20 protein-coding genes and 1 tRNA gene are annotated in these 24,368 nt (G+C 67.5%); 12 read left to right on the forward strand and 9 right to left on the reverse strand.

The window, feature by feature from the left end:
- Positions 1–250: 250 nt before the first annotated feature.
- The 4 genes from urtD to urtA form a co-directional block, all read right to left on the reverse strand.
- Positions 251–1,126 (reverse strand): urea ABC transporter ATP-binding protein UrtD, encoded by an 876-nt coding sequence (urtD, locus tag ACOQFS_RS17545; protein WP_421564112.1) that lies wholly within the window; start codon positions 1,124–1,126, stop codon positions 251–253.
- A complete protein-coding gene (gene urtC, locus ACOQFS_RS17550) occupies positions 1,123–2,256 on the reverse strand; it encodes an urea ABC transporter permease subunit UrtC (RefSeq protein ID WP_421564113.1) in 1,134 nt (377 codons plus the stop codon). Before urtC ends, urtD begins: the two co-directional genes overlap by 4 nt.
- A 15-nt stretch (positions 2,257–2,271) precedes the next feature.
- Positions 2,272–3,852, reverse strand: coding sequence for an urea ABC transporter permease subunit UrtB (urtB, locus tag ACOQFS_RS17555; protein WP_421564114.1), 1,581 nt, complete (start codon positions 3,850–3,852; stop codon positions 2,272–2,274).
- A 174-nt stretch (positions 3,853–4,026) separates the two neighbouring features.
- The gene (gene urtA, locus ACOQFS_RS17560) at positions 4,027–5,298 is read right to left on the reverse strand and encodes an urea ABC transporter substrate-binding protein (RefSeq protein ID WP_421564115.1); all 1,272 of its coding nucleotides are present in this window, start codon (positions 5,296–5,298) and stop codon (positions 4,027–4,029) included.
- A gap of 363 nt (positions 5,299–5,661) precedes the next feature.
- On the opposite strand from urtA, the gene ACOQFS_RS17565 reads away from it, so the two are divergent.
- Both ACOQFS_RS17565 and ACOQFS_RS17570 read left to right on the forward strand, forming a co-directional pair.
- Entirely contained in the window at positions 5,662–7,932 is a 2,271-nt protein-coding gene (locus tag ACOQFS_RS17565) for a molybdopterin cofactor-binding domain-containing protein (protein ID WP_421564116.1), read from the forward strand.
- 19 nt (positions 7,933–7,951) lie between these two features.
- Positions 7,952–8,404, forward strand: a complete 453-nt coding sequence (locus ACOQFS_RS17570; RefSeq protein ID WP_421564117.1) for a (2Fe-2S)-binding protein — start codon at positions 7,952–7,954, stop codon at positions 8,402–8,404.
- Positions 8,405–8,437: 33 nt separating this feature from the next.
- Here the strand turns inward: ACOQFS_RS17570 and ACOQFS_RS17575 are convergent, their stop codons facing one another.
- Both ACOQFS_RS17575 and ACOQFS_RS17580 read right to left on the reverse strand, forming a co-directional pair.
- The gene (locus tag ACOQFS_RS17575; protein WP_421564118.1) at positions 8,438–9,577 is read right to left on the reverse strand and encodes a sensor domain-containing diguanylate cyclase; all 1,140 of its coding nucleotides are present in this window, start codon (positions 9,575–9,577) and stop codon (positions 8,438–8,440) included.
- Positions 9,578–9,631: 54 nt separating this feature from the next.
- Entirely contained in the window at positions 9,632–10,816 is a 1,185-nt protein-coding gene (locus tag ACOQFS_RS17580; RefSeq protein WP_421564119.1) for a DUF917 family protein, read from the reverse strand.
- Positions 10,817–11,019: 203 nt separating this feature from the next.
- On the opposite strand from ACOQFS_RS17580, the gene ACOQFS_RS17585 reads away from it, so the two are divergent.
- On the forward strand, positions 11,020–11,706 hold the full coding sequence (locus tag ACOQFS_RS17585) for a DUF3334 family protein (protein WP_421564120.1): 687 nt from the start codon (positions 11,020–11,022) through the stop codon (positions 11,704–11,706).
- A 138-nt stretch (positions 11,707–11,844) separates the two neighbouring features.
- On the opposite strand, the gene ACOQFS_RS17590 is transcribed toward ACOQFS_RS17585, so the two are convergent.
- From ACOQFS_RS17590 to ACOQFS_RS17600, 3 genes are read right to left on the reverse strand one after another with little or no spacing between them, the layout of a single operon-like run.
- Positions 11,845–12,774, reverse strand: coding sequence for a DMT family transporter (locus ACOQFS_RS17590; protein WP_421564121.1), 930 nt, complete (start codon positions 12,772–12,774; stop codon positions 11,845–11,847).
- Positions 12,775–12,830: 56 nt separating this feature from the next.
- Positions 12,831–13,883, reverse strand: coding sequence for a response regulator (locus tag ACOQFS_RS17595; RefSeq protein ID WP_421564122.1), 1,053 nt, complete (start codon positions 13,881–13,883; stop codon positions 12,831–12,833).
- Positions 13,880–17,584, reverse strand: coding sequence for an ATP-binding protein (locus ACOQFS_RS17600; protein WP_421564123.1), 3,705 nt, complete (start codon positions 17,582–17,584; stop codon positions 13,880–13,882). The genes ACOQFS_RS17595 and ACOQFS_RS17600 overlap by 4 nt, the downstream gene beginning before the upstream one ends.
- 291 nt (positions 17,585–17,875) lie before the next feature.
- Between ACOQFS_RS17600 and ACOQFS_RS17605 the strand changes: the two genes are divergently transcribed.
- The 9 genes from ACOQFS_RS17605 to ACOQFS_RS17645 all read left to right on the forward strand — a co-directional run bounded on the left by ACOQFS_RS17605 (position 17,876) and on the right by ACOQFS_RS17645 (position 24,181).
- On the forward strand, positions 17,876–18,178 hold the full coding sequence (locus tag ACOQFS_RS17605; protein ID WP_421564124.1) for an urease subunit gamma: 303 nt from the start codon (positions 17,876–17,878) through the stop codon (positions 18,176–18,178).
- A 32-nt stretch (positions 18,179–18,210) separates the two neighbouring features.
- Positions 18,211–18,828, forward strand: coding sequence for a HupE/UreJ family protein (locus ACOQFS_RS17610; RefSeq protein ID WP_421564125.1), 618 nt, complete (start codon positions 18,211–18,213; stop codon positions 18,826–18,828).
- Between the two features lie 177 nt (positions 18,829–19,005).
- On the forward strand, positions 19,006–19,311 hold the full coding sequence (locus ACOQFS_RS17615) for an urease subunit beta (RefSeq protein WP_421564126.1): 306 nt from the start codon (positions 19,006–19,008) through the stop codon (positions 19,309–19,311).
- A 194-nt stretch (positions 19,312–19,505) separates the two neighbouring features.
- Complete coding sequence (ureC, locus tag ACOQFS_RS17620; protein ID WP_421564127.1) at positions 19,506–21,224, forward strand: urease subunit alpha; 1,719 nt, start codon at positions 19,506–19,508, stop codon at positions 21,222–21,224.
- 20 nt (positions 21,225–21,244) lie between these two features.
- A complete protein-coding gene (locus ACOQFS_RS17625) occupies positions 21,245–21,733 on the forward strand; it encodes a GNAT family N-acetyltransferase (protein ID WP_421564128.1) in 489 nt (162 codons plus the stop codon).
- A 78-nt stretch (positions 21,734–21,811) separates the two neighbouring features.
- Positions 21,812–22,453, forward strand: a complete 642-nt coding sequence (gene ureE, locus ACOQFS_RS17630) for an urease accessory protein UreE (protein ID WP_421564129.1) — start codon at positions 21,812–21,814, stop codon at positions 22,451–22,453.
- 178 nt (positions 22,454–22,631) lie between these two features.
- Positions 22,632–23,342, forward strand: coding sequence for an urease accessory protein UreF (locus ACOQFS_RS17635; protein WP_421564130.1), 711 nt, complete (start codon positions 22,632–22,634; stop codon positions 23,340–23,342).
- A 50-nt stretch (positions 23,343–23,392) separates the two neighbouring features.
- The gene (gene ureG / locus ACOQFS_RS17640) at positions 23,393–24,073 is read left to right on the forward strand and encodes an urease accessory protein UreG (protein WP_421564131.1); all 681 of its coding nucleotides are present in this window, start codon (positions 23,393–23,395) and stop codon (positions 24,071–24,073) included.
- Positions 24,074–24,093: 20 nt separating this feature from the next.
- Positions 24,094–24,181, forward strand: a tRNA-Ser gene (locus ACOQFS_RS17645).
- Positions 24,182–24,368 lie beyond the last annotated feature (187 nt).

A 24,368-nucleotide genomic window follows, 5' to 3' on the forward strand; every position in this document is an offset into this window, starting at 1 on the left:
AACGGGCAGGGTAGCGCTCCGGCTTCGACAAGCTCAGCCCGAACGGGTGGGGGTGGTGCCCCGGTTTCGACAAGCTCAGCCCGAACGGCCGGAGGTGGAACGGGCAGAGGCCGAACGGTCGAGGACTGGTGTCCTGGCTTCCACTGGCCCAGCCCGAACGATAGCGAAAAGCGCCCAGGCTTCGACAAGCGCAACCCAAACGTATGGCTGACGCTCACACATTCAACAGAGCCATGGCACACCAACACCATCACCGCCCCAGATACACCTCAATCACCCGCTCATCCGCCTGCACCTGGTCCAGCGTGCCCTCCGCCAACACCGAGCCATCACACAAAACGGTGACCTTCTCCGAAATGGTGCGGATGAAGCCCATGTCGTGCTCCACCACCATCAGGGAGTGCCTGCCTTTCAACGTGAGGAACAGCTCGGCGGTACGGGCGGTTTCTTCATCCGTCATACCCGCCACGGGTTCGTCCAGCAGCAGCAGCTTCGGGTCCTGCATCAGCAGCATGCCAATCTCCAGCCACTGCTTTTGCCCGTGACTCAGGTTGCCCGCCTGGCGCGTCACGCCATCGGCCAGATGAATCGTGTGCAGCACCTCGGCCAGACGGTCCGACTGACCCGAATCCAGGCGAAAGAACATGCTGGACTTCACGCCCTTGTGGGTCTTGAGGGCCAGCTCCAGGTTCTCGAATACCGTGAGCTGCTCGAACACTGTGGGCTTCTGGAACTTGCGGCCGATGCCCAGGCTCGCGATCTCGGGCTCGTTGTGGCGCAGCAGGTCGATGGTGCTGCCGAAGAACACCGTGCCTTTGTCGGGCCGCGTCTTGCCGGTGATGATGTCCATCATCGTGGTCTTGCCCGCGCCGTTGGGGCCGATGATGCAGCGCAGCTCGCCCGGCGCGATGTCCAGGCTCAGGCCGTTGATGGCCTTGAAGCCGTCAAAACTCACATGCACGTCTTCAAGGTACAGGATGCGGCCATGGGCCACATCCACCTCGCCCGGGGTCGCCACGCGCGAGAAACCGGCCGCGCGTCCGCCCGACTCGGTCTGGCCCGTGGCCACGGCCTGGCCATGCGCCTGCACCCGGCGCGCGCCCTCTTCCATCAGATCGGGCGTCATGCCGAGTCTCCCTTGATCTTGCCGTGCAGCTTGCGCACCAGGCCCACCACGCCGTTGGGCAGGAACAGCGTCACCGCGATGAACAGCGCGCCCAGAAAGTACAGCCAGAACTCCGGCGCCGTCACCGTGAGCCAGCTCTTGGCGCCGTTGACGATGAAGGCCCCGGCAATCGGTCCGATCAGCGTGGCGCGCCCGCCCACGGCCGCCCAGACGGCGATCTCGATGGAGTTGGCCGGGCTCATCTCGCCCGGGTTGATGATGCCCACCTGCGGCACATACAGCGCGCCCGCCACGCCGCACATCATGGCGCTGATGGTCCAGATGGTGAGCTTGTAGGGCAGCGGCGAATAGCCCGAGAACATCACGCGGCTTTCGGCGTCGCGCACGGCCTGCAGCACGCGGCCGAACTTACTGCGCACCAGCCAGCGCGCCAGCAAAAAGAACCCCAGCAGCGCGAGCCCCGTCAGCACGAAGAGCAGCATGCGCATGTTCTGCGTGGCGATGGGCGTGCCCAGAATGCGCTTGAAGTCGGTAAAGCCGTTGTTGCCGCCAAAACCCGTCTCGTTGCGGAAGAACAGCAGCATGGCCGCATACGTCATGGCCTGCGTGATGATGGAAAAGTACACGCCCTTGATGCGCGAGCGGAAGGCGAAGTAGCCGAACACGAACGCCACCAGCCCCGGCACGGCGACGATGAGGACCAGCGTGGCCGCAAAGCTGTCCGACAGTGCCCAGTGCCAGGGCAGCTCCTTCCAGTCGAGGAACACCATGAAGTCGGGCAGGTCGCTTTGGTAATTGCCGTCGCGCCCGATCTGGCGCATCAGGTACATGCCCATCACATAGCCGCCCAGCGCAAAGAACAGGCCGTGGCCCAGGCTCAGGATGCCGGTGTAGCCCCAGATCAGGTCCATGGCCAGTGCCAGGATGGCGTAGCACATGATCTTGCCCAGCAGCGCCACGGCGTAGTCGGACAGGTGCAGCGCGCTGCCTGCAGGCACCCACAGGTTGAGCACGGGCGCCACGGCGCACACCACGATGAGCGCGATGATGAAGGCCGACCAGCCGCCGCGCGTGAGCAGCGGCGCGGGTGCGGGCAATTGAAGAGAAGAGGGAGAAGACTTGGTGATCATGGTATGGCTCGCCCTTCAGTCCGCGGTGCGGCCTTTCACGGCGAAGATGCCCTGCGGCCGCTTCTGGATGAAGATGATGATGAACACCAGCACGGTGATCTTGGCCAGCACGGCGCCTGTCCAGCCTTCGAGGAACTTGTTGAGAATGCCCAGCCCCAGCGCGGCATACACGGTGCCGGCCAGCTGGCCCACGCCGCCCAGCACCACCACCATGAACGAGTCCACGATGTAGCCCTGGCCCAGGTCGGGGCCCACGTTGCCCACCTGGCTCAGGGCACAGCCCGCCAGGCCGGCGATGCCCGAACCGAGCGCGAACGCGTACGTATCCACACGCGCCGTGTTCACGCCCATGCACGACGCAATGGGCCGGTTCTGCGTCACACCGCGCACGAACAGGCCCAGGCGCGTCTTGCTGATCAGGAAGGCCACGCCGCCCAGCACCGCCAGCGCAAAGGCGACGATGATCACGCGATTCCACGGCAGTTGCAGGTTGTCCATCAGCTGCACGCCGCCGCTCATCCACGCAGGGTTTTCCACACCCACGTTCTGCGCGCCGAACACGGTGCGCACCAGTTGCATCAGCACCAGACTGATGCCCCAGGTGGCCAGCAGGGTCTCCAGCGGGCGGCCGTACAGGAAGCGGATCACGCCGCGCTCCAGCACCGCGCCCATGAGCGCCGACGCCAGAAAGGCCGCGGGCACGGCAGCCACCAGGTACCAGTCGAAGGCGCCGGGAAAATACTTTTGAAAGACGCCCTGCATGACGTACGTGGCGTACGCGCCGATCATCATCAGCTCGCCATGCGCCATGTTGATCACGCCCATCAGGCCGTAGGTGATGGCCAGGCCCAGCGCCACCAGCAACAGGATGGAGCCCAGGCTGATGCCCGAAAACACGGCCGCCAGGCGCTCGCCCCATTGCAGGCGCTCTTCCACCGTCTTGAGCGCCGCCTGCAGGGCAGCCTTGACGTTGGGGTCTTCTTCGCTGCGCAGCTGCTCCAGCAGCACGGTGCGCGTGGCGGGGTTGCCGCTGGCGGCCAGGTGCTGGGCGGCAGAGAGGCGCTTGGCCGCATCACTGCTGCCGATGAGCATGCGGGCGCGGATGCTCTCCAGCCGCGCCTTCAGTGCGGCATCCTGCTCGCTGGCCAGGGCCTTTTCGATCAGCGGCAGGCGGGCCTCGTCGGTTTCTTCGCGCAGCGCCTCCACGGCCTTGCGGCGCACGGCAACGTCACTCGACATGAGCTGCAGCGAGGCCAGCGCGGCATCGAACTCGCCCCGCATGCGGTTGTTGTTGATGATGTCTTCCGCATCGTCGGGCACCGGCACCTCGGCGCCGGTCACGGGGTCCAGGCCCTTGCCGTCCCGGATGACGATGGCCTTGTCGCCGCTGAGCTTCACCGCGTCGTCCACCATGGCGCGAATGAAAGCCACCGTGGCTTCGTCCGGCGTGGCGATGGCGGCCTGCAGCGCGGCGATCCGGTCATCGGTATCGCCCGCCGCCATGGCCCGCGCGGATTCGGCCGTGAGCGCGTGCGCCTGCGCGGCTGCGCACAGCAGCAGGCAGGCGATCAGGCGTTGAAAAATGGTGGCAAACATGAGGGAGCCAGTACGTCAGAAGAAAACAGGCCTGAGCAGTGAACACGGCCCAGACCGGGGCCCCGCGCAAGGGCCGCCACCCACAACCCGTTCACGCTGAGCCTGTCGAAGCGCTGCGCAAGGCTTCGACAGGCTCAGCCCGAACGGTGCTGGATCAGCAAACAGGAATCCGAATCACAGCTTGCTCTTGCCGTCCGGCTCGTCCTTCTTCTTGTCGTTGCCTTCGATGTACGGGCTCCACGGCTTGGCCTTGACCGGGCCCGGGGTCTTCCACACCACGTTGAACTGGCCGTCAGCCTTGATCTCGCCGATGAACACGCTCTTGTGCAGGTGGTGGTTCTTCTCGTCCATCTTGGAGACGATGCCCGAGGGCGCCTTGAAGGTCTGGCCGGCCATGGCGGCGATTACCTTGTCCACGTCGGTGCTCTTGGCCTTCTCGACCGCCTGCTTCCACATGTTGATGCCGATGTAAGTGGCTTCCATCGGGTCGTTGGTCAGCGGCTTGTCCTTGTGGCCCGCAATGCCCTTGGCCTTGGCGTAGTCGCTCCACTTCTTGATGAAGGCGGTGTTCTCGGGGCTCTTGATGGACTGGAAGTAGTTCCAGGCAGCCAGGTGGCCCACCAGCGGCTTCGTATCCACGCCGCGCAGTTCTTCTTCACCCACGCTGAAGGCGACCACCGGCACGTCCTTGGCCTTCAGACCGGCGTTGCCCAGTTCCTTGTAGAAGGGCACGTTGGAGTCGCCGTTGATGGTGGACACCACGGCCGTCTTGCCGCCCTGGCTGAACTTCTTGATGTCGGCCACGATGGTCTGGTAGTCCGAATGGCCGAAGGGGGTGTACTTCTCGTCGATGTCCGAATCCTTCACGCCCTTGCTCTTGAGGTAGGCGCGCAGGATCTTGTTGGTGGTGCGGGGGTACACATAGTCGGTGCCCAGCAGCACCCAGCGCTTGGCGCCGCCGCCGTCCTTGCTCATCAGGTAGTCCACGGCAGGGATGGCCTGCTGGTTGGGTGCGGCACCGGTGTAGAACACGTTCTTGGACAGCTCTTCGCCCTCGTACTGCACGGGGTAGAACAGGAGGCCGTTCATTTCTTCCACCACGGGCAGCACGGACTTGCGCGACACGCTGGTCCAGCAGCCGAAAATGACGGACACCTTGTCCTGGCCCAGCAGCTGCTTGGTCTTTTCGGCGAACAGCGGCCAGTTGGAGGCCGGGTCCACCACCACGGGTTCGAGCTTCTTGCCCAGCACGCCGCCCTTGGCGTTGATCTCGTCGATGGCCATCAGCACGGTGTCTTTCAGCACCGTCTCGGAGATGGCCATGGTGCCCGACAGGCTGTGCAGGATGCCAACCTTGATGGTCTCCTGCGCGTGGGCGGGCAGCGCAGACAGGCCAGCGAGCGCAGCGACGGCCGCGAGGGCCTTGAGGGAATAACGACGTTGCATGTGTGCTTCTCCAGGGGTGGTTCGGGGTTTCAGTCAATCCGGCTATCGGTCCAACCGCGTCGCCTGCCTCTGCGTGAACAGCAGTAGTGGGCGATGGAATGGATTCTGGAGAGCGGTGCCGTCCAGCGAAATACGCCGGGTGGCGTATGCCGCGGGCCGGGCGCGGGCGGGCGATGCCTGGGCGCAACGCCTGTGTCGGGTAGGCGAAACGCTATTGATTTAATAGCTCTCAGCGCTTTACAGACAAGCGCCAGGGGCCAAAATCAATCAAACTCTGCCGCCCACAAAACACGCTGTGAAAACAACGCTGCCGCCGCTACGATGGCAGCCACAGCCCCACCCCCTCCGCAAAGGACCCGACCCATGGTGAAACGACGCACAGTGCTGCTTGGCGGCGCCGCAACAGCGGGCGCGCTGGTCATCGGCTGGGGGGTGATGCCACCGCGCCAGCGCCTGCACCCCGCAGACCCGCTGCCCACCGCTGCGGGCCAGGCGGCGCTCAATGGCTGGCTCAAGGTGGGCACCGACAACACCGTGACGGTGATGATGGCCAAGGCCGAGATGGGCCAGGGCGCACACACGGGCCTGGCCGCCATCCTGGCCGAAGAGCTGGATGCCGACTGGGCGCAGGTGCGGCTGGCGATGGCGCCGATTGACGACATCTACAACAACCTGGCCACGGTGGTGGATGGGCTGCCCTTCCACCCCGACAACGATGGATCGATGAAGGCCGTGGCGGGCTGGCTCACGGCCAAGACCATGCGCGAGGTGGGCGTGATGATGACCGGCGGATCGAGCAGCATCAAGGACCTGTGGCGGCCCATGCGCGAAGCCGGGGCCCATGCGCGCGCCATGCTGGTGGCGGCGGCCGCCGCGCAGTGGGGCGTGCGGGCGGCAGATTGCACGGCCAGCGCAGGCTGGGTCGAGCATTCCGCCGGCCAGCGGGCCCCCTTTGGCGAGCTGGCCGCGCTGGCCGCACAGCAGCCCATGCCGCGCAAGGTGGCGCTGAAAGAGCCCGCGCAATTCAAGCTGATCGGCAAGCCGCTCACCCGCGTCGAAGCGCCCGGCAAGCTCGACGGCAGCGCCGTGTTCGGCATCGACGCGAACCCGCCGGGCCTGCTGCACGCCAGCGTGCAGATGTGCCCCACGCGCGGCGGCGCGGTGGCCCGGTTTGACGCCACTGCCGCGCAAAAGCTGCCGGGCGTGAAGCAGGTGCTGGCCGTGCCTCCCCACCACGGCGGCACGGGCGGCGTGGCCGTGATTGCCGACACGCCCTGGCGCGCCAGGAAGGCCGCCGCTGCCGTCACCGTGGAATGGGACCATGGCCCGGCCGCCGCCTTGTCGAGCGACGCCATGATGGCCCGCCTGGCCCAGGTGCTGGACGAGGCCCGGGGCTTTGGCTACCACAGCGCGGGTGATGTGGACCAGGCCATGCAGGGCGCGGCCACCACCCTCAGCGCAGACTACCGCGCACCCTGCCTGGCGCACGCAGCGCTGGAGCCCATCAACTGCACCGTGCAGTTCAAGGACGGCGCCGCCCAGGTGTGGACATCGACCCAGGTGCCGGGCCTTGCGCGCATGGCGGCCGCCAAGGCGCTGGGCATTGACGAAGACAAGGTGACCGTGCACCAGCTGCTGCTGGGTGGCGGCTTTGGGCGGCGGCTGGAGGTGGACTATGTGGGCCAGGCTGCGGCCATTGCCAAGGCGGCCGGCGGTGCCCCGGTGCAGACGCTCTGGAGCCGCGAGCAGGACACGCAGCACGACTTCTACCGCCCCGCCTGCATGGCGCGCTTCAAGGCGGGCTTTGATGCGCAGGGGCAGCTGGTGGCCTGGCACAACCTGTCGGTCGGCCAGGCCATCGTGCCGCAGGTGCTGTCGCGCACGTTCGGCCTGCCCGGCGCGGGGCCGGACAAGACCACGTCCGAAGGCGCGTTCGACCAGCCCTACGAATGGCCCCATGCGCGCATTGCGCACGAAGCCGTCGACCTGCCCTGGCCCGTGGGCTTCTGGCGCTCGGTGGGGCATTCGCACCAGGCGTTCTTCAAAGAGAGTTTTGTGGACGAAGCGGCCCATGCGGCCAAGCAGGACCCGGTGGCTTTTCGGGCCGCGCTGCTGCAAAAGCACCCGCGCCACCTGAAGGTGCTGCAGCTGGCGGCCGAGCGGGCGGGCTGGGGCCAGCCCCTGCCGCCCGATGCGTCGGGTGTGCAACGTGCGCGTGGCGTGGCGCTGCACCAGTCGTTCGGCTCCATCGTGGCGCAGGTGGCCGAAGTGTCGGTGGGTGCCGACAAGGCCATCCGCGTGCACCGGGTGGTGTGCGTGATCGACTGCGGCGCGGCCATCAACCCCAACCTGATCGCGCAGCAGATGGAAAGCGGCGTCGTGTTCGGACTCACGGCCGCGTTGTACGGCGAGATCACCGTGACGAATGGACAGGTGCAGCAAAGCAATTTTCATGACGTGCCGCTGCTGCGCATGGCCGACTGCCCGCGCGTGGAAACGCACATCATCCAAAGCGCCGAGCCTCCCGAAGGCGTGGGCGAGCCCGGCGTGCCGCCGATAGCCCCTGCGGTGGCCAACGCACTGTTTGCGCTGACCGGCCAGCGCCTGCGCTCCCTGCCGCTCAAACTTGCCTGAACCGATTCGAGGAACGACCATGCCCACCACCCTGCGCATCAACGGCAAAGCCATCTCCGTCACCGCCGAGCCCGACACGCCCCTGCTGTGGGTGCTGCGCGGCGAACTGCACATGAACGGCACCAAGTTTGGCTGCGGCATGGCGCTGTGCGGCGCCTGCACCGTGCATCTGAACGGCGAGCCCGCGCGCGCCTGCATCACGCCCCTGTCGGCCGTGGGCGATGCCGACATCACCACCATCGAGGGCCTGCGGGGCCCCGAGGCCACGGCCCTGCGTGCGGCCTGGACGGCGGTGGACGTGGCGCAATGCGGCTATTGCCAGAGCGGCCAGCTGATGTCGGCCTGCGCACTGCTGCGCAAGACACCCCGGCCCAGCGATGCGGAGATCGACGCCGCGATGGCCGGCAACGCCTGCCGCTGCGGCACCTACCCGCGCATCCGCGCAGCCATTCACCAGGCCGCAGGCAAGTAGTCCACACGGGCTGCGGGGCGTGCGCCCGAAGGCCTACCAGGCGCCTTCGGTGTTGCCCCGGGGGCTGGCCAGAATGTGCACCGGCGCGACGACCGGGCTGGGGATGGTGCTGGGGACGGGGGCGAGATCGGCAACAGAGTCGGCGCCCGGGCTGGCGCCGCCCGCGCGGGGCACCGAGTCTGCGCAGACCACGGTGTTGCGCCCGGCCTGCTTGGCGCGGTAAAGCGCCTTGTCGGCGCGGTTCACCAGTTCTTCGAAGTTCAGCCCCGAGCCCTGCTGCAGCGTGGCCACGCCGATGCTCACCGTGACGGCAACGCAGGCACCCTGCTCGTCCACCGGCACGCTCATCGCGGCCACTTCCTGGCGCAGCGACTCTGCCATGGCCAGCGCACCCGCACCGTCGGTCTCCGGCAGCACGATGACGAACTCCTCGCCCCCGAACCGCGCCACGATGTCCACACCGCTGCGCTTGCGGGCGGCGCAAGCCTGGGCCACCGCGCAGATCACGCGGTCGCCCGCCAGGTGGCCCCAGGCGTCGTTCACGGGCTTGAAGTGATCGATGTCGACCACCAGCACCGAAAGCGGGTGGTCAAAGCGTTCCATGCGCTGGCACTCGTTGGCGCCCTGCTCCATCAGCGCGCGGCGGTTGGACAGGCCCGTCAGCGCATCGTTGGCCGCCAGCAGCTCCAGCGCCGTGTTCAGGGCCTGCAGCAGCCGGTTCTGCTCCATCAGCTGGCGGTTGGCCTGGGCGATCTCGTCTTCCTTCTGCTTGCGGTCGTTGATGTTGAAGGTGACGCCGATCAGCCGCTTGCCCGGCGTGTCGCTGCTGCGGTCCATGATGCGGCCGTAATTGGCAAACCACACCCATTCGCCCGCCTTGGAGCGCAGGCGGAACTCCGCACGGTATTGCGGCGTGATGCCCGCCACATGGTCGGCCACGGCCTTGCGCACGATGTCCAGGTCGCCGGGGTGGAACAGGTCGTAGATTTCCTGCAGGCCCGTCACCATCTCGTCTTCGGTGAAGCCCAGCTCCTGAAAGGTCTTGGTGGCCTTCTGGGTGACCTGGCCGGTCACCAGGTCGTTCTCCCACAGGTCCAGGCCCGCAGCCTCCAGCACCAGCGCAAGCCGCTCCTTGTTCAAGTCGGGGGCATCGTCGAGCATGGGCGCAAACATCTCAGGCGGCGGGAAGGGGCGGGACGAGGGGTGTAGGCAATGGGTGCGCGGGGCTCATGCCGAAGGCATTGCGCCCGCATAACCGATGTTGCGCAGCAGCGCGGCAAACGATGCCACCACGCCCGGCGTGTTGTACAGCGCTGGCGCGGCGGCCACGGCGATCACGCTGACGGCGCGGCCCGTGCTCTTGCCCGTGGCGGCATCGTAGTACTGCGCCAGGTCGTCGCTGGCGTTGGAGAAGCCCCGGCCCGTGCTTTCGGAGTAGTAGCAGATCGAATCCGGCGCGATCACGTCAGGCTGCATGCTGGCCGACGAATACATGATGAGGTTCTCGTTCAGGTTGTAGAGATAGTGGGTCTCGGTGCTCTGCGCCGGGTCGGTCGCGTTGTCGAGCCGGATGATGCCGGAATCGAGCGATGCGCTGGAGGTGGACTGCGTCACGGACGTGACGTAGAAGTTGGTGACCACCGGGCGCGCTGCGCGCCCCATCAGGCTGGTGATGGCGCTGCAGATGGCCGCGGTGGACAGGGGCGACACGGCCTCCAGCATCTGCAGCCCCAGCGCCCGGGCCTGGGCGAGCGTGCCCGGGATGTAGCTGCCCGACAGCGCATAGCCGTTGCCGGCATTGGACGGCCACATGGCAATGCCCGAATAGCCGCCGAAGCCGCCCACCACACCCCCGGCCAGCGTCTCCACCTGCGCCGCCGTGGACGCGCCCAGCACGGCCGACTGCACATTGGCGGGCACCGAGGCATCGCTGGCCAGCGCCGCCGGGCACGGAGCGAGCTGGGGGTTGCCGGTGAAGGTGGTCTGCGGAAGCTCGGGCACGGCGCGCCCGGCGCCATCGCCGTCCACCACATACACGGCGCCCGGCGGTGCCATGGCCGCACCGATCAGCGGCACCAGCGAATTGATGGGGCCAATCTCCACCGGAATCAACGCGCCGATGGGCGCCCCCGTGCCGGCCTGCAGCACCTGCAGGGTGTTGGTGATGGAGTTCTGGATGGCCGACAGCGTGAGCCCTTCGGCCGCATCGGGCGAGCCCATGATGGCCAGCACGCAGGCGTTGGTGGCGCCGTCATAGTCGGCCACCTGCACGGTGCCCGAGAAGCCCTGCAGCGCCAGCTCATTCAGCACCGCGCAGGCATCGCTGTAACTGCCGCCGCCCCCGCTGGCCAGCACGGCCGCCCCGGTGGCAATCGCCTGGAAATCCGTCAACCCGTAGCTCACCCCGCCCATCACACGCCCCTCCAGATTGGTCTGTCTGGCACGATAACCGGCGCCCCGGCCTTGTCAAGCCGCAGCATCCCCCTGCGCACGGGGGCGCAAAACATGCTAGCCCCCCGAACCCGAGAAACCACTCTGGCTGCACAGGGCGCGTTCGCCTATGCTCTGCACCGTGCGCTGCTGGCGCCCCATGCAACCTTCCGCCTCCGATCACCATGAGCCCCATTGAAAAAGCCCCCGTCTACGGCACCGAAGACCTCTTGATCAGCCTGTGCAACTCCGTCACCCGCGTGCTGGGCGTGGCCACCCACAGCCCGATCCACTATTCGGGCATGGTGCAGCGCATCAGCAAGACCTGCCTCAAGCCCGACATCGGCTGCTTTGTGCTGTTTGACGGCGGTTTCTCGGGCCTGGTCATCATCAACTTCTCGGGGCAGGCGGCGATGGAGCTGTATGCCAACTACCTGCTGAACATGGGCATGTCCAAGGATGACCTGGTCAGCTCGTACACCTCCGACGAGGTGAGCAACGTGATGGGCGAGCTGATGAACCAGGTGGTGGGCGACTTCACCGGCAAGGTGCGGCGCGAGCTGCAGACCCACATCACCCAGAACCAGCCCAAGATGCTGGTGCTGAACAAGCAGGTGCAACTGTCGGTGGACGCCAACCTGGACAAGCCCGAGGCCCGGCGCGTCACCTTCTACACCAGCAACAACAACATCTTCTACCTGGAACTGGCCATCGACCGCACCGAGTTCATCAAGCTCTACGACTTCGAGGCGCAGGAGGCCCCCGACCCCGACGCGCTGATGGCCCAGTCGCAGGAAGCCCCCCCAGTGCCCGCGCCACCGCCCCCGGGCGCAGAAGACACGGACGCGCTGCTCAAATCGCTGGGCATGTAGCACTACACTTTTTGTAGCTGTCAGCGCTTATCCAGTAAGCGCTGAAGCCTTTTTTCGTTCATATTTTCGGGCAGTGTGCGGCGCCGCGTTCCGTCCTGCGCCGCGCAGCCACGCCCGGCGGCGGGCGGGCTGTCGGGATCAGCGCCGCGCGCCCAGCCGCTCCGCGATCCAGATGCCGCCCAGCACCATGGCCAGCGCCACCGCGTGGTAGACCCCTACACGCTCCGACAGCACGCACACGGCGAGCGCGGGGCCGAAGACGGGGTTGAGGTTGAGGAACACGCTGGCACGCGGCGCGCCGATCATCTCCACCGCGCGGATGAACATGATCTGCGACACGAACGACGGCAGCAGCCCCACATACACCAGGATCAGCCAGCCCTGCGCCGTGGGCCAGAAGAAGCGCCCGCTCGCCACCTCTGCCGCCAGCAGCGGCAGCGAGGCCAGGGCCGCCACGCCCGCCACGGCCGAGAAGAACACCAGCGGCGGCACCTGCGGCCGCGCACGCAGGCCCAGCGTGTATCCCGCATACAGCAGCGACGCCAGCAGGATTCCCGCATCGCCCAGGTTCAGGTCCAGCGCAGCCAGCACGGCCCAGCTGCCGCGCGATGCGACGAGGGCCACCCCGGCCAGCGTGATGACCACGCCCACCCACTGAAGCGCGCTGACGCGCAGGCCCAGGTACAGCGCGCCGGCCAGCAGCACCAGCACCGGGATCATTCCCTGGATCAGGGCCAGGTTGACCGCCGTGGTGTGGTGCGCGGCGGCGTAGAACAGGGCATTGAAGGCCGTGAAGCCGCTGGTCCCCATCAGCGCCAGGTATCTCCAGCGATCACGCAGCGCGGGCAGGTGCTGCACCACCTGCTGGCGCGCGACGAACCACAGTGCGATGCAGGCGATGGCCCAGCGCGCGGTGGTCAGCATCATGGGGGACACATGGCCCACGGCCAGCCGCGCGGCGACGGCATTGCTGCCCCAGATCAGGGTGGTGAGCACGAGAAGCAGCGCTGGCCGCTGGTACAGGCCGCGCCAGAAGGAGCCGGGCGCGGCCGGGGAAGATGCAGACATCGCACGAGCGTAGCAAATCTGCGACAGCCCATGCGCCGCCGGCAACGGCGGCCGCCCTACCCCTCGAACTGCGGGTGCAGCTGCCGTATGCGGTTCATCGCCATGCCGGCGGCCGCCGTGCGGGTCTCCACCCCGAGCTTGGCGAACACGCGCTCCAGGTGCTTTTTCACCGTGGCGGGGCTTGCGCCCAGGATGTCGCCGATGTCGCGGTTGATCTTGCCCTTGACCACCCAGTACAGCACCTCGGCCTCGCGCGCGGTGAGCTTGAAGGACAGGCTCATGGACTCGATGATCTTCGCGTCGGACACCTCGCGCATCACGACGAGCCAGTCACCGCCGCCGTCGCTGTCGCCCACCTGCTGGTGCAGGCGGAAGGTGAGGCGGCGCGCGCCCTGCTCCACCGCCAGCCGGGGCGGCTCGCCGCCCGGGTGGGCCGGTGGTGCCGGGGCGCCGTCCACGCCCACGTGCCGGTGCAGCCAGGCGCGCACGGGCTCGGGCGCCCAGTGGCTGTAGGCGGCGGGGCCCTCACTGCCGGTGGCGCCGAAGTAGGCATGCAGCAGCTCGCGCGCGAGCGGGGTTTGCCACACGATGCGCCCGTCCGCCACGCGCACGGTGATGCTGGCGTATCCAAAGGCGTCCAGCGCATTGCGTGCCTCGCGCGCCTGCAGCGCATCCTGGCGGGCCTTGCGGGCTGCGCCCAGGTGCACCTGCATGCGGGCCATCACCTCGCGCGGCTTGATGGGCTTGGTCACGTAGTCCACCCCCCCGGCCTCCAGCGCGGCCACCAGATGCTCGGTTTCGGTGAGGCCGGTCATGAAGATGATGGGAATGTGCGCGGTGGCGGGCGCGGCCTTGAGGCGGCGCGCCACCTCGAAGCCGTCCATGCCCGGCATCATCGCGTCCAGCAGCACGATGTCGGGCAGCGCCTGACTGGCGCGCTGCAGGGCGGCTTCGCCGTGGATGGCCACCAGCACGGTGTAGCCCGATTCATCCAGCGCGTCGTGCAGCACCGCAAGGTTGTCGGGCACGTCGTCCACGATGAGCACCACATCGCTGCTGCGGTCCAGCAGCGAAGGGGCGGATTGGGCAGCCTCTGGGGTGGGGGTCATGGTGTGGCGGGCCCCAGGATCTGTGCCAGGGCGTCGAACTGGAACTGCTGTGCCAGCGGGCGCACATGGCGCACAAAGGCCGCGTGCTCGGGGTGCCGGCGTTCGATGTCGGCCAGCGCATTGAGAATGCCCCGGTAGTAGCCCAGCGCCACCGATTGTGCAAGCTCTGCCACCACGGGCCCAGGGGGGCACGAGATGCCGGGGGCGACGGTGACCGAAGTCGGGGCGCTGGGCGCTGCGGGGTTGCACGCTTCTTCGCCGTCGCCTTCACCCTCATGGCTGCCGGGCAGGCCCTCGGGCTCGTGCTCGCGCGGCTCCTCCCGCCACACCAGCTCCAGCCGTTGCTCCAGCCAGTCCAGCAGCTCGGTGTGGCGCACGGGCTTGACGATGAAGTCCTGCGGCGCGATGCCCGCGTCGTTCTCCAGGGTCTTGTCGAACGCATTGGCCGACACCACGGCGATGCAGACGCCGGGTGCGCTGCCCTGCGCGGCCCAGCCCTGCGCGCGGATGCGGCGAATGGTTTCCCAGCCGTCGATGCCGGGCATGGCCAGGTCCATGAAGATGGCGTGGGGACGGTAGCCTGCGGCCAGCAGGTCGAGCGCGTCGTGGCCGCTGGCGGCCTGGCGCAGCTCGAAGCCCAGTGGCTCCAGCAACTGGCGCAGCAGCTCGCGGTCGGGCTCTTCGTTGTCCACGACCAGAATGCGCCGCCGCTCGCCCGCGTAGCCGCTGCGCGCCTTGGCCGGGCGCGGCGCCGTCGGGGTGGGCGCGCTGCTGCCCAGCGCGTCGGCATGCACCTCGGGCAGAAACAGCTTGACGTGGAAGGTGGCGCCCTGGCCCGGCGTGCTGGTGACGGTGAGCTCGCCGCCCATCAGCGCGGTGAGCATCTTCGCAATGGTGAGCCCCAGGCCCGCACCGGGCGCTGCCGGGCTGCCACCCGCTGCGCTGGCAGCGCCGTGTGCGCCCCCGCGCGCAAAGGGCTCGAAGATGCGTTCGATCTCGGCGGGCGCGAGGCCGGGGCCTGTGTCCTGCACGTCGATGCGCGCCATCTCGCGCGCATAGCGCACGCGCAGGCTGACGGTGCCTTGCGCGGTGAACTTGATCGCGTTGCCCAGCAGGTTGATGAGGATCTGCCGCAGGCGCTTGTCGTCGGCACGCACCACTTCGGGAATCACGCCCTGCACGTCGAACTGAAACGCCAGCCCCTTGGCCGCGGCCTGCAACTCGAACAGCGCCGCCATCTCGTGCAGGCCGTCGGCAAAGCGCATGGGCGCCACGTCGAGCGTGAGCTTGCCGGATTCGATGCGCGCGATGTCGAGCGTGCCTTCGATCAGCGAGAGCAGGTGCTCGCCCCCGCGCCGGATCACGTGCACGGCCTGCTTGCGGTGCGGCGGCACACCGGCGTCCTCGCCCATCAGCTGCGCATAGCCCAGGATGGAGTTGAGCGGCGTGCGGATCTCGTGGCTGATGGCGCTGATGTAGCGGCTCTTGGCCTGGTTGGCCTGGTCGGCCAGGGTGCGCGCGTCTTCCGCCTGCTGGCGGGCTTGCTCGGCCACGCGGCGCGCGGTCTGCAGGGCTTCGTCGGTCTGGCGGTGCAGGTCGATCTCGCGCACCAGCAGGCCCGTCTGCCGGTTGGATTCTTCCTGCGCCACCTGGCGGCTCTTGTGCGCCAGCACCAGCCACCACGCCACGATGCCCGAGATGACGAGCAGCGCGAGATACGCCTTGAGCAGCCCCGAGCGCAGGGCGACCTCGGGGGCGGCCAGGACCTCGGTGTTCGTCAGGGCCTGGTCGAGGGTGTTCAGCTCCTGGTGGTAAAGCAGCCCCATCACGGACGCGAGCAGCGGCGCAATCACCAGCATCAGCAGCAGGAAGTGGCCCAGCCCCGTGTCCAGATAGCGCCAGATGGCACGCGGCAGCACCCAGCGCAGCGCGGCCGACCACTGGACGGCCATGCTGGCGTGCGGCTTGCACAGGTCGCCGCAGCGCGCGTCCAGCGTGCAGCACAGCGAGCAGATGGCGCCCCGGTACGCAGGGCATTGCGCCATGTCGGGCGCCTCGTATTCGCGCTCGCAGACCACGCAGCGCTGCACCACTAGGCGCTGAGTGCTGCCAGCGTCGCCCGCCCGCGCGCCGGGCACGGGGCCGGCCATGGGCACGGCCACCGGCTCGCTACTGTGCCGTGCGATGTAGTACTTGCCCCGCGTGGCCCAGGCAATGAGCGGCGCCGTGACGAACGCCACGGCCATGGCGATCACGGCCGAGAACGCCTGCGGCAGCGGCCCGAACAGGCCCAGGTGCGCGCTGATGGACACCACCGAGGCCAGCGCCATCGCACCCACACCCACGGGGTTGATATCGTAGAGGTGCGCGCGCTTGAACTCGATGCCCTTGGGCGACAGGCCCAGCGGCTTGTTGACCACCAAGTCGGCCACCACGGCCATGATCCAGGCGATGGCGATGTTGGAATAAAGCCCCAGCACCTCGCCCATGGCGCGGAACACGTTCATCTCCATCAGCATGAAGGCGATGAGCGTGTTGAACACCACCCACACCACACGCCCCGGGTGGCTGTGCGTGAGGCGCGAGAAGAAGTTGCTCCACGCCAGCGACCCCGCATAGGCGTTGGTCACATTGATCTTCATCTGCGACACCACCACGAACAGCGCCGTGGCCGCCACCGCCCAGCCGTAGTGCGGGAAGACGTATTCATACGCCACCAGGTACATCTGGTTCGGGTCCACCGCACGGTCGGTGGGCACCATGTGCTTGAGCGCCAGCCACGCCAGCAGCGCGCCGCCCAGCATCTTGAGCACGCCCAGCACCACCCAGCCCGGCCCGCCCACCAGCACGCCCAGCCACCAGCGCCCGCGCTGCCCGGCCGTGGGTGCGGGCATGAAGCGCAGGTAGTCGGCCTGCTCACCCATCTGGGTGATGAGCGCAATGCCCACGGTGAGCGCCGCACCAAACAGGGGCAGCTGGAACGACGCACCGCGCATGGATTCACCACCGTAGTGCACCACCCCCGAAAACGCACCAGGATCGTGCATCAACACATAGACAAACGGCACCACCAGCATCACCAGCCACAAAGGCTGCGTCCACACCTGCAGGCGGCTGATGGCCGACACGCCGTGGGTGACGAGCGGAATCACCACAATGGCGCAGATGAGATAGCCCCAGGTGGGCGGGATGTCGAGCGCGAGCTCCAGCGCATAGGCCATCACGGCGGCTTCGAGCGCAAAGAAGATGAAGGTGAAGCTCGCGTAGATCAGCGAGGTGAGCGTGGAGCCGATGTAGCCAAAGCCCGCGCCGCGCGTGAGCAGGTCCATGTCCACCCCGTAGCGCGCGGCATACACGCTGATGGGCAGCCCCGCCAGAAAGATGATGAGCCCCGTGGCCACGATGGCCCAGAAGGCGTTGATGAAGCCGTACTGCACCAGCAAGGTGGCGCCCACGGCTTCGAGGATCAGAAACGACGCCGCGCCGAACGCGGTGTTGGCCACGCGCCATTCGGACCACTTGCGAAAGCGCTGGGGCGTGTAGCGCAGCGCGTAGTCCTCCATGGTCTCGGTGGCCACCCAGCTGTTGTAGTCGCGCCGCACCTTCACGACCTGCTGCGGGGCCTGCATGTCGGCATCCGGCCCCGTCGGGGGCGCCGAGGCCGAACGGGGCGGGGCAAGAGATGCGTTGGAAGAAGGCATGGGCACGGGCTGCAACAGCCCTTGCAGGTGCAGTTTCCATGCCACGGCCTACCCGCGCGACCGGAGCCCCTTCGCCGTCTGGCGTATGGCGGGCACGAGGCTTGCTGCCTATGATGGTCTCATCCCCGGCCCTGGTAGCCAAAGCTGCCCAGCGACCGGCAACGGACGGCTTGAACGCCCGACACCCGTTCGGGCTGAGCCTGTCGAAGCCCGGCGCCGCGCTTCGACAGGCTCAGCGTGAACGGTTCGAGGGTAATGAATGCCGGCCCCAGCAACGTAGAGTGAAACGACATGGAATTGACGCCGCGCGAGAAAGACAAGCTCCTGATCTTCACCGCCGCCCTGCTGGCCGAGCGCCGCAGGGCGCGGGGCCTGAAGCTCAACTACCCCGAAGCGGTGGCCATGATCAGCGCCGCCGTGATGGAAGGCGCGCGCGACGGCAAGACCGTGGCCCAGCTCATGAGCGAGGGCCGCACCGTGCTGACCCGCGCCGATGTGATGGAGGGCATCCCCGAGATGATTCCCGACATCCAGGTGGAAGCCACCTTTCCCGACGGCACCAAGCTCGTCACGGTCCATCAGCCGATCGTTTGAATTCCCGTTCTCTCCAATTCTGCGGAGCCTCCATGCACATCGCCTTCTCACGCCGCCATGCAGCGGCCCTTCTCTTTCTGGCGGCCAGCGCGATCAGCGCAGGCGCGAGCGCCCACACCGGTGCGCAAATCCACACCCACAACAGCTTTCTGAGCGGCTTTGCACACCCGTTTTTCGGGCTGGACCATCTGGCCGCCATGGTGGCCGTGGGCCTGTGGAGCGCCCTGGCCGCGCGCAGCGCCGGGCGCGATCTGCTGTGGGGCCCCGTGGGCTTTGCGGCCATGCTGCTGGCGGGCGCCGTGCTGGGCCTGCAGGGTGTGGCCCTGCCCGCGGTGGAGCCGATGATTGCCGCGTCGCTGCTCGTCACCGGGCTGCTCGTGGTGTCGCGCCTGCGCGTGCCTGGCGTGGCGGCGGCACTGGGCGTGGGCGCGTTTGCCGTGTTCCACGGCGTGGCCCACGGCTACGAACTCGCAGGCGATGCAAGCGCCTGGCAAACGCTGGCGGGCATGCTGGCGGCCACCGCGCTGCTGCACGGCGCCGGCCTGGCCGCAGGCTGGGCCCTGCGCCACCGCCATGTGTGGCTGGCGCGCGCCGCCGGTGCGGGCGTGGCGGCCTTCGGCAGCGCCCTGTTGCTGCAACAGATGGCGTGATGGCCCAAGTACACACCACGCTCAGCAAGCTCACAAGCCCCTCTTCCCTCGCGGGAGAGGGGTTGGGGAGAGGGGCACATCCGGCTCAAACAGCGGAGCGCCCACATCGCACACCCCCTCTCCCCGGCCCTCTCCCGCAAGGGGAGAGGGAGTGAATGCAAGGATGGAGAACTGAACATGATCCCAGGCGAACTCTTCACCGACCCCGGCGAGCACGCGCTCAACACCGGCCGCCGCACGCTCACCATCGTCGTGCGCAACACGGGCGACCGACCCATCCAGGTCGGCTCGCACTACCACTTTGCCGAGACCAACAACGCCCTGGGCTTTGACCGCACGGCCGCACGCGGCATGCGGCTGAACATTGCGTCGGGCACGGCCGTACGCTTCGAGCCCGGGCAGGAGCGCACTGTGGAGTTGGTCGATTACGCAGGCGAGCGCCGGGTGTTCGGCTTTCAGGGCCTCACGCAGGGCGCGTTGTAGGCCAAGCATGCTCGCGCTGGCGCCTGCCCCCCATCCGTTCGGGCGGAGCCTGTCGAAGCCCGGGCGCAGCGCCCGCAGCCGCCTGCAGGGTCACGGCCTGCCGAAATTTCAAACAAAAATAGCCTCCAGCGCTTACTGCATAAGCGCCAGCAGCTATCAAAACAATAGTACACAGTTCTAGCGGAGCACCCACCATGGCAACCATTGGACGACGCGCCTACGCCGAGATGTTCGGCCCCACCGTGGGCGACCGGCTGCGCCTGGCCGATACCGAACTGATCCTCGAAGTCGAAGCCGACCACACGCTGCGCGCCGGCAGCTATGGCGAAGAGGTGAAGTTTGGCGGCGGCAAGACCATCCGCGACGGCATGGCGCAGAGCCAGCGCAGCAACGCACAAGGCGCAGTCGACACGGTGCTGACCAACGCCCTGGTGGTGGACCACACGGGTATCTTCAAGGCCGACATCGGCCTGCGCGCAGGCCGCATTGCGGCCATCGGCAAGGCGGGCAACCCGGACACGCAACCGGGCGTGGACATCGTCATCGGCCCCGGCACCGAGGTGATCAGCTGCGAGGGCAACATCGTCACCGCCGGCGGCATCGACAGCCACATCCACTTCATCTGCCCACAGCAGATCGAGGAAGCCCTGGCCAGCGGCATCACCACCATGCTGGGCGGCGGCACCGGCCCCGCCACGGGCACGCTGGCCACCACCTGCACGTCCGGCCCCTTCAACATGGAGCGCATGCTGCAGGCGGCCGACGCCTTCCCGATGAACCTGGGCTTTCTCGGCAAGGGCAACGCCAGCCTGCCCGATGCGCTGCATGAGCAGATCAACGCGGGCGCCATCGGCCTGAAGCTGCACGAAGACTGGGGCACCACGCCCTCGGCCATCAGCAACTGCCTGGACGTGGCCGAAGCCACCGACACTCAGGTGGCCATCCACTCCGACACGCTCAACGAATCGGGCTTTGTGGAAGACACCATCGCCGCCGTGGGCGGGCGCGGCATCTGCGCCTTCCACACCGAGGGCGCGGGTGGCGGCCACGCGCCCGACATCCTGCGCGTGGTAGGCGAGGACAATTTTTTGCCCAGCTCCACCAACCCCACCATGCCCTACACGCAGAACACGCTGGACGAGCATGTGGACATGCTCATGGTCTGCCACCACCTCGATGCCAGCATTGCCGAGGACCTGGCCTTTGCCGAAAGCCGCATCCGCAAAGAAACCATCGCGGCCGAAGACATCCTGCACGACCTGGGCGCCATCAGCATGATGTCGAGCGACAGCCAAGCCATGGGCCGCGTGGGTGAGGTCATCCTGCGCACCTGGCAGACGGCGCACAAGATGAAGGTGCAGCGCGGCAGCCTGCAGGGCGACAGCGCCCGTAACGACAACACGCGCATCCAGCGCTACGTGGCCAAGTACACCATCAACCCCGCCATCGCCCACGGCATCAGCCACGAGGTGGGCTCGCTCGAAGTCGGCAAGTGGGCCGACATCGTGATCTGGAAGCCTGCGTTCTTCGGCGTGAAGCCCGCGCTCATCCTGAAGGGCGGCCTGATCGCCATGGCCGCCATGGGCGACCCGAACGCGTCCATCCCCACGCCCCAGCCCGTGCACTACCGGCCCATGTTCGGCGCATTCGGCGGCGCCATTGCCAGAACCTCGCTCACCTTCGTGTCGCAGGCCGGGCTGAACGCTGGCATTGGCGAGCGCTTTGGGCTGCAGAAGACCCTGAGCGCCGTGCACAACATCCGCAGCGTGCGCAAGCAGCACATGGTGCACAACAGCTACACCCCCAAGATGGAAGTGGATGCGCAGACCTATACCGTGCGCGCGGACGGTCAGCTGCTCACCTGCGAGCCCGCCACCGTGCTGCCCATGGCGCAGCGCTACTTCCTGTTCTGACACACCGCCCCAACGCCCCGATGCTCGACAGCCTTTCCATTCGCCTCGACGACCTGAGCGACCCGCGCATTGCCACGTTCATGGAGGAGCACCTGCAGGACATGCGCGCCACGTCGCCACCCGAGAGCGTGCACGCGCTGGACATGGACCAGCTGAGCCGCCCCGAGATCCGCTTCTGGACCGCCTGGACGGCCGACGCCGCCGCACCCGCACCGGGGCAACTGGTGGGCACCGGAGCGCTCAAGCACCTGAGCGCGGACCACGCCGAACTCAAGTCCATGCGGTCCGCCGAATCGGTGCGCGGCCTGGGCGTGGGCCGCGCGATCCTGGAACACATCCTGGGCCAGGCGGTGGACCTGGGCTACCAGCGCATCAGCCTGGAGACCGGCAGCCAGCCGTTCTTCGAGCCCGCCTACCAGCTCTACCGCCGCTATGGCTTTGCCGACTGCGCGCCGTTTGGCGGCTATGTGCTCGACCCGCACAGCCGCTACATGAGTCGCCTGCTCTGAGTGCCGCGCAGAGGCCGACAATACGGCCTTCGCCCTCGCCGCCCCTCTCGCAGCGCGTCTCACAGACATACCACCACCATGATCCAGGTTTCCAAAATCCTTTCGCAAGGCCAGGGCCTCGCCCCTGTGCTGCTCAAGCGCGCCCACACCGTCGAGCTGGACTGGGACGTGCGCCAGAAAAGCCGCTTTGCCGCCACCGACTCCGCCGGGCGCGCGCTGGGTATCTTCCTGCCCCGGGGCACGCTGGTGCGCGGCGGCGACGTGCTGGTGGCCGAAGACGGCAGCCTGGTGCGCGTGCTGGCCGCGCCGCAACCGGTGCTGGTCATCACGCACTGCAAAAACCACGGCACGCCGTTCGACCTGACCCGCGCCGCCTACCACCTGGGCAACCGCCATGTGCCCATCGAGCTGCAGCCCGACCACCTCAAGATCGAGCCCGACCACGTGCTGGCGGACATGCTGCGCGCCATGCACCTGATCGTGAGCGAGCAGGAGCTGCCCTTTGAGCCCGAAGGCGGAGCCTATGCGGCTGGGCACGGCGGGGGGCACCATCATGGACATGGCCACGGACACGACGATGGACATGGTCACCACCACGAACACAGCCATTCGCACGCCCCAGCGGATGCCGCTGCAACGCCCGCCCGGGGCCGCACCGTGGCCATCCCCATCGTCGCGCAAGGCCACGTACACGGCCCGCACTGCAACCACGACCACTGAGGCCCTGTGTCCCTGTGTGCCTCTCGCCACGCCTACCCCATCCGTTCAGGCTGAGCCTGTCGAAGCCAGGGCACCCACTCCGCCCGTTCGGGCTGAGCCTGTCGAAGCCAGGGCACGCGGCATGAAAAAAAGGCTTTCCACAAGCTCAATCCGTACGGACTGACGGAAACATCCCATCGTGCGCAACGACCGCCCCGCCCCTCTGCCCGCCGCCAGCTTCCTGCAGCTGATGTGGCTGGCCTCCCCCGCGCTGCCCGTGGGCGGGTTTTCGTATTCCGAAGGGCTGGAAAGCGCCATTGAAAACGCAGGCCTCACCAGCGAAGCCGCCGTGGGCGACTGGCTGCTGGACCAGCTTCACATCACGCAGGCGCGCGGCGACATGGCGCTGATCGCCAAGGCCGTGGGCGCCTGGCGCCGCGCCGACTGGGCGCATGTGCGCGAACTCAACGACTGGGTGCAACACACCCGTGAAACCAGCGAGCTGCGCCTGCAGACCGAGCAGATGGGCCGATCGATGGCCGATTGGCTGCGCAACCAGTACCAGGGCGACGAAGCCCTGATGCCCGCCGTGCGCCACCTGGCCGCCCTGCCGCCCACCTATCCCGTAGCGTTTGCGCTGGCCGCCTCCACCACGGTGGCCCCCGTGCGCGAGGTGCTGATGGCCTATGCCTTCGGCTGGGCCGAGAACATGGTGCAGGCCGCGCTCAAATCCATGCAGCTGGGCCAGAGCGCGGGCCAGCGCATCCTGGCACGGCTGGCCGATGCCATCCCGGCCGCCGCCGACCACGCAGCGGGCCTCAGGGACAGCGAGCGCCAGGCCTTTTCGCCCATGCTGGCCATCCTGAGCGCCCAACACGAAATGCAATATTCAAGGCTTTTTCGCTCCTAGCGCTTATCCATCAAGCGCCAGCAGCTATTTATTTGATAGTAGAAATCTCCATGACCAACGCCCTGCACCACATCCCGAACCGCACCAAGAACCTGCCCCCGCTGCGCGTGGGCATCGGCGGCCCTGTCGGCTCCGGCAAGACCACCCTGCTGGAGATGCTGTGCAAGGCCATGCGCGATGACTATGACCTGGTGGCCATCACCAACGACATCTACACCAAGGAAGACCAGCGCCTGCTGACGGTGAGCGGCGCGCTGCCCGCCGAGCGCATCCTGGGCGTGGAAACCGGCGGCTGCCCCCACACTGCCATCCGCGAAGACTGCTCCATCAACCTCGAAGCCATCGACCGCATGCTGGGCGGTTTCCCCAACGCCGATATCGTGTTCGTGGAAAGCGGCGGCGACAACCTGGCCGCCACCTTCAGCCCCGAGCTGAGCGACCTCACCATCTACGTCATCGACGTCGCCGCCGGTGAAAAAATCCCGCGCAAGGGCGGCCCCGGCATCACCAAGAGCGACCTGTTCATCATCAACAAGACCGACCTGGCACCGCATGTGGGCGCGAACCTGGAAGTGATGCACGCCGACACCACCCGCATGCGCACCAACGCACAAGGCCAGCTCAAGCCGTTTGTGATGACCAACCTGAAAACTCTGGCCGGCGTGGCGGACGTGGTGAAATTCATCGAGACCCGCGGCATGCTCAAGCCCTCCACCCCCTCCGTCAGCTAGAATGCGCGGCTTCCGTGCCCGGAGACGTGGGTGAGCGGTTTAAACCAGCAGTCTTGAAAACTGCCGACGGGCAACCGTCCGTGAGTTCGAATCTCACCGTCTCCGCCACGCACGCCTCACAGCACCTGCAACGGGTGCTTTTTTTTTGGCCTGCAGCGCACGCGGGCACCGGGTCAGGGCGGGCCGCTCGGATCGGGATAGGGGACAGTCATTGTAGACTGCGCCCCTCCCACACCACCCGGCATGCGGATCCGCACCGGGCGGTTCGAGAGTTTGAGGTCATGAGAGTCTGGGC

This window comes from Paracidovorax sp. MALMAid1276 (genome assembly GCF_049198005.1).
In the GTDB taxonomy this organism is placed as follows: Bacteria; Pseudomonadota; Gammaproteobacteria; order Burkholderiales; family Burkholderiaceae_C; genus Acidovorax.

Coding starts and splice junctions, on each gene's coding strand:
- urtD (WP_421564112.1), bottom strand. CDS start 1,126: ATGACGCCCGATCTGATGGAAGAGGGCGCGCGCCGGGTGCAGGCGCAT.
- urtC (WP_421564113.1), bottom strand. CDS start 2,256: ATGATCACCAAGTCTTCTCCCTCTTCTCTTCAATTGCCCGCACCCGCG.
- urtB (WP_421564114.1), bottom strand. CDS start 3,852: ATGTTTGCCACCATTTTTCAACGCCTGATCGCCTGCCTGCTGCTGTGC.
- urtA (WP_421564115.1), bottom strand. CDS start 5,298: ATGCAACGTCGTTATTCCCTCAAGGCCCTCGCGGCCGTCGCTGCGCTC.
- ACOQFS_RS17565 (WP_421564116.1), top strand. CDS start 5,662: ATGGTGAAACGACGCACAGTGCTGCTTGGCGGCGCCGCAACAGCGGGC.
- ACOQFS_RS17570 (WP_421564117.1), top strand. CDS start 7,952: ATGCCCACCACCCTGCGCATCAACGGCAAAGCCATCTCCGTCACCGCC.
- ACOQFS_RS17575 (WP_421564118.1), bottom strand. CDS start 9,577: ATGTTTGCGCCCATGCTCGACGATGCCCCCGACTTGAACAAGGAGCGG.
- ACOQFS_RS17580 (WP_421564119.1), bottom strand. CDS start 10,816: ATGGGCGGGGTGAGCTACGGGTTGACGGATTTCCAGGCGATTGCCACC.
- ACOQFS_RS17585 (WP_421564120.1), top strand. CDS start 11,020: ATGAGCCCCATTGAAAAAGCCCCCGTCTACGGCACCGAAGACCTCTTG.
- ACOQFS_RS17590 (WP_421564121.1), bottom strand. CDS start 12,774: ATGTCTGCATCTTCCCCGGCCGCGCCCGGCTCCTTCTGGCGCGGCCTG.
- ACOQFS_RS17595 (WP_421564122.1), bottom strand. CDS start 13,883: ATGACCCCCACCCCAGAGGCTGCCCAATCCGCCCCTTCGCTGCTGGAC.
- ACOQFS_RS17600 (WP_421564123.1), bottom strand. CDS start 17,584: ATGCCTTCTTCCAACGCATCTCTTGCCCCGCCCCGTTCGGCCTCGGCG.
- ACOQFS_RS17605 (WP_421564124.1), top strand. CDS start 17,876: ATGGAATTGACGCCGCGCGAGAAAGACAAGCTCCTGATCTTCACCGCC.
- ACOQFS_RS17610 (WP_421564125.1), top strand. CDS start 18,211: ATGCACATCGCCTTCTCACGCCGCCATGCAGCGGCCCTTCTCTTTCTG.
- ACOQFS_RS17615 (WP_421564126.1), top strand. CDS start 19,006: ATGATCCCAGGCGAACTCTTCACCGACCCCGGCGAGCACGCGCTCAAC.
- ureC (WP_421564127.1), top strand. CDS start 19,506: ATGGCAACCATTGGACGACGCGCCTACGCCGAGATGTTCGGCCCCACC.
- ACOQFS_RS17625 (WP_421564128.1), top strand. CDS start 21,245: ATGCTCGACAGCCTTTCCATTCGCCTCGACGACCTGAGCGACCCGCGC.
- ureE (WP_421564129.1), top strand. CDS start 21,812: ATGATCCAGGTTTCCAAAATCCTTTCGCAAGGCCAGGGCCTCGCCCCT.
- ureG (WP_421564131.1), top strand. CDS start 23,393: ATGACCAACGCCCTGCACCACATCCCGAACCGCACCAAGAACCTGCCC.